At 65.1% G+C, this 9,636-nt stretch carries 6 protein-coding genes; 3 read left to right on the top strand and 3 right to left on the bottom strand.

The genetic code is table 11. The features are described from left to right. Nucleotides 1-373: 373 nt before the first annotated feature. Together CCOS865_RS07980 and rlmKL are read right to left on the bottom strand one after the other, a co-directional pair. Complete coding sequence (locus CCOS865_RS07980) at nt 374-2,767, bottom strand: sensor domain-containing diguanylate cyclase (protein ID WP_119139576.1); 2,394 nt, start codon at nt 2,765-2,767, stop codon at nt 374-376. A gap of 92 nt (nt 2,768-2,859) precedes the next feature. After that, entirely contained in the window at nt 2,860-5,052 is a 2,193-nt protein-coding gene (gene rlmKL, locus CCOS865_RS07975; protein ID WP_119139575.1) for a bifunctional 23S rRNA (guanine(2069)-N(7))-methyltransferase RlmK/23S rRNA (guanine(2445)-N(2))-methyltransferase RlmL, read from the bottom strand. Nucleotides 5,053-5,602: 550 nt separating this feature from the next. Here rlmKL and rmf point away from each other — a divergent pair. After that, nucleotides 5,603-5,818, top strand: a complete 216-nt coding sequence (rmf, locus tag CCOS865_RS07970) for a ribosome modulation factor (RefSeq protein ID WP_023533691.1) — start codon at nt 5,603-5,605, stop codon at nt 5,816-5,818. A gap of 98 nt (nt 5,819-5,916) precedes the next feature. On the opposite strand, the gene CCOS865_RS07965 is transcribed toward rmf, so the two are convergent. Next, nucleotides 5,917-6,942 carry a quinone-dependent dihydroorotate dehydrogenase gene (locus tag CCOS865_RS07965; RefSeq protein ID WP_119139574.1) on the bottom strand — a complete coding sequence of 342 codons (1,026 nt, stop codon included), beginning with the start codon at nt 6,940-6,942 and terminating at the stop codon, nt 5,917-5,919. 151 nt (nt 6,943-7,093) lie between these two features. Between CCOS865_RS07965 and CCOS865_RS07960 the strand changes: the two genes are divergently transcribed. Both CCOS865_RS07960 and CCOS865_RS07955 read left to right on the top strand, forming a co-directional pair. Next, nucleotides 7,094-8,308 carry a CmpA/NrtA family ABC transporter substrate-binding protein gene (locus CCOS865_RS07960; RefSeq protein ID WP_119139573.1) on the top strand — a complete coding sequence of 405 codons (1,215 nt, stop codon included), beginning with the start codon at nt 7,094-7,096 and terminating at the stop codon, nt 8,306-8,308. Between the two features lie 11 nt (nt 8,309-8,319). Next, nucleotides 8,320-8,895 (top strand): ANTAR domain-containing response regulator, encoded by a 576-nt coding sequence (locus CCOS865_RS07955; RefSeq protein WP_119139572.1) that lies wholly within the window; start codon nt 8,320-8,322, stop codon nt 8,893-8,895. Nucleotides 8,896-9,636 lie beyond the last annotated feature (741 nt).

The following is a 9,636-nucleotide window of genomic DNA, read 5'->3' as shown; positions in this document are numbered from 1 at the left end:
CGTTTGATGTGGTGGCGCTTATGGCCCCTTCCGCCCTTACGGCGGGTCACTTTTTTTCTTGGAAAAAAGTAACCAAAAACCGCTGGCTCCCACATCCGGCCCTCCGCTGCGCTGCGGGTTCCCTCACTCCGGCCTTGCTCCCGCGTGGACCGGGCTGCGGGCCAGGAAGGCCCGTACAGCCCGGTCCTCGCGGGAGCAAGGCCGGAGTGAGGGAACCCGCAGCGCAGCGAAGGGCCGGATGTAGGAGCCAAGACCTTTTGGTTACTTTTGGGGCGTTTGCCAAAAGTGACCCGCCGTAAAGGCGGAAGGGGGCGGCAGCCGCGCCAACCAAAACGGATAAACACACAAACCCACCAACCCACCACAACCCCCCTCAAGGCAACTCCACCTCAACCCGATCCCGCCCAGCCTGCTTCGCCGCATACACCCCAGCATCCGCCCGCAACAACAACGAATCCGCCCCCTCCCCCGGCCGCCACCCCGCCACCCCAAAACTCGCAGTCACCCGGCCAACCCCAGCAATGCTCAGCCCCCGCACCCCCTGCCACAACTCCAGCGCCAACGAGCGCGCCTGCTCGGCATCACTCCCCGGGCACAGCACCATGAACTCCTCCCCACCCAGCCGGCAAAACACATCCGAACGGCGCAACCGCTGGCCGATGTGCTGACACAGGCTACGCAGCACATGATCCCCCACCGCATGCCCAAACTCATCGTTGATCCGCTTGAAATGGTCGATGTCGAGCATGATCACCGCCAGCTCCAGGCCATCACGCTGCGCCCGCTCCAGCTCGCTCTTGAGCCGCTCCTGAAAATAGCGCCGGTTGTGAATCCCCGTCAGCACATCGGTGATCGACAACGTGCGCAGCTCTTCCTCGACGCTTTTCGGATCGGAAACATCGGTCAGGTAGCCGTGCCACAAGGTACAGCCATCCTCACCGATTTCCGGCGTGGCCTCACCGCGCACCCAACGCAACCCGGCCCGCGGCAAGATCACCCGATACTCCTCGCGCCACGGCGACAGATGCTCGGCCGAGTAGCGCACCGAGCGCCGCACCCGCTCCAGGTCATCCGGGTGGATCCGCTCGAACACCCGCGTGGCATCCTCGCGCAACAGCTGCAGGTCGACTTCGTAGATTTCGTACAGCCCCTGGCTGGCGTAGGGGAAGCAGGAGCGACCATCGGCGTACAGGCAGTACTGATAGATCCCGCCCGGCACCTCGGCACTGAGTTTTTCCAGCAGTTGGTCACGCGCCGCCAGCGCCTCATGCACCCTGCGCCGCTCGGTCACATCGATGCAGATCGCCAGGTAGCCGACCCACAGCCCCTGCTCGTCGAGCACGGCCGTGACCAGCATGTTGGCAAACAGCTGGCTGCCGTCCTTGCGCACCAGGGTCCACTCTCCCGGCTCGCCGCCGGCCTCCCGAACCGTCTCGGCGAACAGCGCCTGGCCACCGGCAATGTCACGCCCATAGCGCACACTGAGGGCATGCGCACGCTGGCTCAGCTCGTCGGTCTGCACCAGCTCGGCAAGGTCGAGGCAGCCCATCACTTCGCTGGCCGAGTAGCCGAGCATGCGCTCGGCGCCGGCATTGAAGGTGCTGATCACCCCCTTGAGGCTGGTGGCAATGATCGCCACCTGGGTCGCCGCATCGAGCACGCTGCGCAGCTGGTTGTGGGTGCCGCGCAGGGACTGTTCACTGACCCGCAGCTCGGCCGTGCGCTGCTCGACCAGCTTCAGCGCACGCTGACGCTGGCTGAACAGGCTGTAGAGCAAGGCGCTGAGCAGCAAGCTCAGCAGCCCGCCCAGCCACACCACCCCCTGGGCAGCCGATGAGCGGTTGGCCTGGAGGAACGCCTGGCTGGGCCGAATCGCCAGCTGATAGTGATGATCGGCCAGGTGCAGCAGGTGATTGCTGACCATCGGGATCGGCGCGATCGGGCTCTGCGAGTCGTACAGCACCTCCTGGCCGTTGCTGCCCGAGGTATCGAGGATCCGCACCGACAGGTTGTCATCGACCGCCGCAGGCAGGCCTTCGGCGATCAACTGACGCATGCTCAGCAAGGCCATGACGAAGCCGCTCGGCGCAGCGTGCCCGGCGCCTTCGGCAAACACCGGCGCGACCATCAGCAGCCCGCGCGCATAGGCCGGCTCGACGTTGAGCATGTCCAGCGGCGCAGACACCGCCATGCTGCCCGGCGCCCCGGCGCGTTGCAGGGTGGTTTGCCGCAGGGCCTGGCCAAGCATGTCCAGGCCATAGGGCTGGCCTGGCTGGCTGGCAGCCTGGGAATACAGCACGGGGTAGTAGTGATCGCGCGGCGTGGCCGGCTGCAAGACACCTTGCATGTCCTGGTCGCGAATCTGGTAGGGCTGGCCAAGCACGCCACTGGCCTGGCGTTCGAATGCCTCGCGCTGCGCCGCGGTTACCCGTGGCGCCCAGGAGTAGGCCTGGGTGCGGTGCAGCAGCGGTTTGACGTAGCCATCGAACTCACGCCCGGTGATTTCGGTGGAGTAGCTGAAAAACCGCCGCAGCCCATCCAGGCGCTGCTCCTGGTCATCGAAGCGCTCGGCGATGCGGCTGTAGCGTTCGCTGGCCAGCAGCTCGAAGCGCTGGCGCAACTGCTGCTTGTAGAAGGTCTGCGCGGCGATGGCCAGGGCCGCCGTCAACAGCGCGCCGGCAACCAGGGCCACCAGCGCCACCGCCCAGGCCGACAGCGCCTCGCTGAACAGGCCGAACACCTTCGCACGCACGCCATACTTCGACATAGAGCATTCTCATCACGTCAGCGTCCTGCGAATTGTCCGGCCCTAGCTATTTATAGCTATTGGCCATCAGCGACGCAACGTACCTCGTCGGCTTATCGCAGTTGCAAACGCCATGCCCGATGAATCTTGCTGTTGCGGGCGAAGTCCGGGTCCACCGTCTGCGCGCTGATCTCCTCCACCGCGTAGCGGGCGCTGACGCTCTCGTCGAGCTGGAACTTGCGGAAGTTGTTGGAGAAGTACAACACCCCGCCCGGGGCCAGGCGTGCCAGCGCCAGGTCGAGCAGCTGCACATGGTCGCGCTGCACGTCGAACACGCCTTCCATGCGCTTGGAGTTGGAGAAGGTCGGCGGATCGATGAAGATCAGGTCGTAGCTCTCGCGGCAGTTCTCCAGCCAGGCCATCACGTCACCCTGCTCCAGGCGGTGACGGTCGGAGTAGCCGTTGAGCGACAGGTTGCGCCGCGCCCAGTCCAGGTAGGTCTTCGACAGGTCGACGCTGGTGGTGTCGCGCGCGCCGCCCTTGGCCGCATGCACAGTGGCCGTGGCGGTGTAGCAGAACAGGTTGAGGAAGCGCTTGCCGGCAGCCTCGCGCTGGATGCGCATGCGCATTGGCCGGTGATCGAGGAACAGCCCGGTGTCGAGGTAGTCGGTGAGGTTGACCAGCAGCTTGACGCCACCCTCGTTGACTTCCTGGAAGCGCCCTTCGGTCGCCTGGCGCTCGTACTGGCGCGTGCCGCTCTGGCGCTCGCGACGCTTGAGGACCACACGTTGCGGATCGATGTTGAGTGCCTGGGGGATCGCCGCCAGGGCATCGAGCAGACGGCCCTGGGCCTTCTCCGGGTCGATGGTACGCGGCGCCGCGTACTCCTGGACGTGAACCCAGTCCTGGTAGAGGTCGACCGCCAGGGCGTACTCGGGCATGTCGGCGTCATACAGGCGGTAGCAGTCGACCTGCTCGCGGCGGGCCCACTTGCCCAGCAGCTTGAGGTTTTTCTGCAGGCGGTTGGCGAACATCTGCGCGCCTTCGGAAAGGCGCGCCGGCTCGTTGGCCACCGGCAACGGACGCGGGCTGTCGCCGTCCTGGGCGTCGGCCTGACGGCGCTCACCGGTGACGAACTGATCAGGCTGAACCTTGAACAGCAGCAGCTTGCACGGCAGCGCGCCGTTCCAGAAGGCGTACTGCTTGTGGCTGCGGATGCCCATGCGCTTGCCCAGCTCAGGGGCGCCGGTAAACACCGCCGCTTCCCAGCCCAGGCAGGCCTGGCGCAGGCGTTCGCCCAGGTTCTGGTAGAGGTAGAGCAGGCTGGCTTCGTCGCCCAGACGCTCGCCGTACGGCGGGTTGCTGATGACCAGGCCTTTCTGGTTCTGGTCAGGGCGCGGCTCGAAGCTGCCGACCTCGCCCTGGTAGATCTTGATCCAGTCGCTCAAGCCCGCGCGCTCGACGTTGTTGCGCCCCGGCTGGATCAGCCGTGGGTCGGCCTCGTAGCCACGGATCCACAGCGGCGGCTTGGCCAGGCCGGCTTCGGCACGGGCAGACGCTTCGTCATGCACCTTGCGCCACAGCGCCGGCACATGGCCGAGCCAGGCGCTGAAGCCCCAGCGTTCGCGCTTGAGGTTGGGCGCGATATCGGCGGCGATCATCGCCGCTTCGACCAGGAAGGTACCGACACCGCACATCGGGTCGGCCAGCGCGCCACCTTCGGCGGCGATACGCGGCCAGCCGGAGCGGATCAGCACCGCCGCGGCGAGGTTTTCCTTCAACGGCGCGGCGCCCTGCTGCAGGCGGTAACCGCGCTGGTGCAGGCTGTGGCCGGAGAGGTCGAGGGAGAGGATCGCCTCACCACGGTCCAGGCGCAGGTGCACGCGCAGGTCCGGGTTGAGCTTGTCTACCGACGGGCGCAGGCCTTCACGGTTGCGCAGTTTGTCGACGATCGCATCCTTGACCTTGAGCGCGCCGAAGTGGGTGTTGTCGATACCCGAGCCGTGGCCGCTGAACTCCACCGCCAGGGTGCCGTCGGCGGTCAGGTGGTCCTGCCATTCGACGGCATTGACGCCGTCGTACAGGTCATCGGCGTTTTTCATCGAGAAACGCTTGAGCACCAGCAGCACGCGGTTGCCCAGGCGCGACCACAGGCACAGGCGGTAGGCGGTTTCCATGTCGGCCTCGCCACGAATGGCCGAGGTGTGCTCACGCACATCCTCCAGGCCGAGGCCACGGGCCTCTTCGGCAAGCAGGCCTTCGAGGCCCTTGGGGCAGGTGAGATAAAGTTCGAAACGGTCCGACATGAGGTATCCAGCGCCTTTGGCTATTTGAGTGACGGGTCGACGCATCGTCCCGCCGAGTTTTTGCCCGAGCGCCCTTTTCACAGGCGCTCGGGTGGCCTTCCAGACTGTGGAAGGACCAGGCCGCCCGACAGGTCCGCCTTCACCGGGTGGCGAAAGAGGCTTTGATCGTCTGGCAGTGTGAAAATTTCGTGCGGGTCACATGAAGAAATGACCCTTCGTCGCATTACCACTTATTTCTTTGAAGGCTTGGTCAACGATGGCTAATTGACGTCAATCGCGACTAAACCCTGATCATAGCGGGCCAAAGCCCAAATGGCGTTGCGACGCATTTATTTACTTATCCTTTCACCATCAGAAACGTTACGTCCTTATGACAAAACGATCATTCCCACTGTGAGCCGCATTCGTTAGAACTGGACTCAGGTCGTTTCGCAACGGGACGACATTTCTGCTCGCCACGCCGGCAGCGAGCACAAACCGGCAGAAAGATTCTGCCCGGCCTCTGAGAGGCCGACGGGACATTACAGTCAACAAGTGAGGGCAACACCCTATGAGAAGACTTAAGCGTGATCCGTTGGAAAGAGCATTTTCACGTGGCTACCAGTATGGGGTCACCGGCAAATCTCGCGAACTTTGCCCTTTCACCCTTCCCTCTGTTCGCCAGGCCTGGATCAACGGCTGGCGCGAAGGTCGCGGAGATAACTGGGACGGCATGACCGGCACTGCTGGCATCCACAGACTCAACGAAAATCACGCCGTTGGCTGAACGAGGACACTGAATTCCGAGTCACCATGCACGCCCCATCCGGGCGGCGGGCTGCGGCCCAGGGGCCCCTTCAAGGGGCCCTTTTTTATGCCCTGCGATCAGTGCCGGGGCATCGCCGCAATGGCGTCGACCGCTTCACGAATCAGCGCCGGGCCCTTGTAGATGAAGCCCGAATAAATCTGCACCAGGCTGGCCCCGGCCGCGATCTTCTCAGCGGCGTGGCGGCCTTCGGTGATCCCGCCCGCAGCGATGATCGGCATCCGCCCGGACAGCTCGCCGGCCAGCACCTTGACCGTGTGGGTGCTCTTCTCCAGCACCGGCGCACCCGACAACCCGCCTGCCTCGCCGCCAAACGGCAGCCCTTCGACGCCCTCGCGGGACAGCGTGGTGTTGGTGGCGATCACCGCATCCATGCCCGACTCGAGCAGCGCCGCAGCGACCAGGGCGGTTTCTTCGTCGGTCATGTCCGGGGCAATCTTGATGGCCAGCGGGATGCGCTTGCCATGCTCGAGCGCCAGTTGCTCACGGCGCACGGCCAGGGCATCCAGCAATTGCTTGAGCGAGTCACCGAACTGCAACGACCGCAGGCCCGGGGTGTTCGGCGAGCTGACGTTGACGGTGATGTAGCTGGCGTCGTTGTAGACCTTTTCCAGGCCGATCAGGTAGTCGTCGACCGCACGCTCGACCGGGGTGTCGAAGTTCTTGCCGATGTTGATCCCCAGCACGCCGTCGAAGCGCGATGCCCGCACCCGCGCCAGCAGGTGATCAACGCCGAGGTTATTGAAGCCCATGCGGTTGATGATCGCGGTCGCCTCTGGCAGGCGGAACAGCCTCGGCTTGGGGTTGCCCGGCTGCGGGCGCGGGGTCACGGTGCCGATCTCGACGAAACCGAAGCCCAGCTGGGCGAAACCGTCGATGGCCGCACCGTTCTTGTCCAGGCCGGCCGCCAGGCCCACCGGGTTGGCGAAGTTCAAGCCCATGACCGTCACCGGCGACACCGCCGGCTGCTTGCACAGCAGGCCATTGAGCCCCAGCCGGCCACCGGCGCCGATCAGGTCGAGGGACAGGTCGTGGGAGGTTTCCGGAGAAAGCTTGAACAGCAGCTGGCGGGCCAGGTTATACATGGGCGGGCAAGACTCGGGGGTGAGTGAGGGGGCGATTATAGCCAGCGCGTCGCCGCCGCGACAGGTCTTTGCACGTCCTCTGGCATATGGCTTGCTTCGTTCAGGGCACAGAGCCTATTCGGTATGGGCGAGGATCTTCGTGAAGACAGTTGTGAACACCCCACCCCGCGCAACACCCCTGGCCTGGGTCAACGGCAGCGACGCACCGGAAAAGCCCAGCCTGGACATCGGCTTCATGGCCCTGACCGACTGCGCCTCGGTCGTGGTCGCCGCCACTCAAGGCTTCGCCCAGCAGCATGGCCTGACCCTCAATCTCAAGCGCCAGGCGTCCTGGGCGGGGCTGCGCGACAAGCTGGTGAGTGGCGAACTGGATGCCGCCCACTGCCTGTATGGGCTGATCTACGCGGTGCACCTGGGCATCGGTGGCGTGCCGGCCAGCAGCATGGCGGTGCTCATGGGCCTGAACCAGAACGCCCAGGCCATCAACCTGTCCCCGGCCTTGCAACGCAAAGGCGTGACCAGCCCTGAGGCACTGGCGGCGCTGGCGCACCAAAAAGGTTCACGCCTGACCTTTGCCCAGACCTTTCCGACCGGCACCCACGCCATGTGGCTGTATTACTGGCTCGCCAGCCAGGGCATCCACCCACTGCACGATGTCGACAGCGTGGTGGTGCCACCGGCGCAGATGGTCGCGCACATCCAGGCTGGCCGAATCGATGGTTTCTGCGTCGGCGAGCCCTGGTCGGCCGATGCCGTGGCCCAGGGCCAGGGCTTCACCCTGGCCACCAGCCAGTCGATCTGGCCCGACCACCCGGAAAAGGTCCTTGGCTGCGCCCGGGCCTTTGCCGAGCAATACCCCAACAGCGCGCGGGCGCTGATCAAGGCGATTCTTGCCGCCAGCCGGTTCATCGAGCAAAGCCAGGAAAACCGCCGCAGCACCGCGCAGCTGCTAAGCGGCAAGGCGTATCTCGACACCCCGCTGGCAACCATCGAAGCGCGCCTGCTCGGCGACTACCAGGATGGCCTCGGCAACCGCTGGCAGGACGGCCACGCCCTGCGCGTCTTCGACCAGGGCCGGGCCAACCTGCCGTACCTCTCCGACGGCATGTGGTTCATGACCCAGTTCCGCCGCTGGGGCCTGCTGCGCGAAGACCCGGATTACCTCGAGGTCGCCCGCCAGGTCCAGCAACTCGCGCTGTACCGCGAGGCCGCCACGGCGCTCGGCGTGCCCTGCACCGACCTGCCGATGCGCAGCAGCCTGTTGATCGACGGCATTCGCTGGGACGGCAGCGACCCGCACGGCTATGCCCGCAGCTTCCGCCTGCACGCCATGGCAGAGGCGCCCAGCGCCCGTATCGGTCTGTGAGGGGGACGAACATGCTACGCATCCTGCTGATCGACGACACCGAGAAAAAAGTCGGCCGCCTCAAGGCTGCGCTGATCGAGGCGGGCTTCGAGGTGATCGAAGCGGGCGGCCTGACCATCGACCTGCCGGCCTGCGTCGAAACGGTGCGCCCGGACGTGGTGCTGATCGATACCGAGTCACCGGGGCGTGATGTGATGGAACAGGTGGTGCTGGTCAGCCGTGACCGGCCGCGGCCGATCGTGCTGTTCACCGACGAGCACGACCCGGACGTGATGCGTCAGGCGATCCATGCGGGGGTCAGTGCCTACATCGTCGAGGGTATCCAGACGACCCGCCTGCAGCCGATCCTCGACGTGGCCATGGCCCGTTTCGAGAGCGACCAGGCGCTCAAGGCGCAGTTGCTGGCGCGTGACCAGCAGTTGGCCGAGCGCAAGCGCATCGAGCAGGCCAAGGGCTTGCTGATGAAGATGAAGGACTGCAACGAAGAGCAGGCCTACACCCTGATGCGCCGGCAGGCCATGAGCAAGCAGCAGAAGCTGGTCCAGGTGGCCGAGCAGATCATTGCCATGCACGAGATGCTTGGCTGAGAGGGCTGGGCTTGGGCTTGCAGATTGTGGGCTTATCCATTCGGGGTGGTGGCGCTTATGGCCCCTTCCGCCCTTACGGCGGGTCACTTTTTTTCTTGGAAAAAAGTAACCAAAAACCGCTGGCTCCCACATACGGCCCTCCGCTGCGCTGCGGGTTCCCTCACTCCGGCCTTGCTCCCGCGAGGACCGGGCTGTACGGGCCTTCCTGGCCCGCAGCCCTTGCCGGCCTTCCTGGCCGTCACCCCGCTCCGCAAGACCTCCGTTCGGCCTCCTGAGGTCGCCAAGTTAGGGGTGGCGCCTGGGCTGGCGTTATCTTCGATAGTGGCATGAGTGGTGGATATTCGGGCCTCATCGCGGGCAAGCCCGCTCCTACAAGGACCGCGCCGACCTGTAGGAGCGGGCTTGCCCGCGATAGGGCCGGGACTGCCAATGCACATTCTGGCGCTGACGCGCTGTACCGCCCTTATAAACAAGCGAGAGCGCAGCGATTCGCCAGCCGTTGCCCTGGCCCTTGATCTGGACCTTGATCTGGCCTTTGATCTGGCTTGTGATCTTGATCTACCGCGACTTCAGGAGGCCGAACGGAGGTCTTGCGGAGTGAGGTGACGGCCATGGATGGCCGGCAAGCGCCGCGGGCCAGGAAGGCCCGTCCGGCGCGGTCCTCACGGGAGCAAGACCGGAGTGAGGGAACCCGCAGCGCAGCGAAGGGCCGGATGCAGGAGCAAGCGGTTTTTGGTTACT

The sequence above is a fragment of the Pseudomonas reidholzensis genome, from assembly GCF_900536025.1.
Classification (GTDB): Bacteria; Pseudomonadota; Gammaproteobacteria; order Pseudomonadales; family Pseudomonadaceae; genus Aquipseudomonas; species Aquipseudomonas reidholzensis.
The sequence above is the reverse complement of the archived record's forward strand: the minus strand, read 5'-3'. Positions and strand labels throughout refer to the sequence as shown.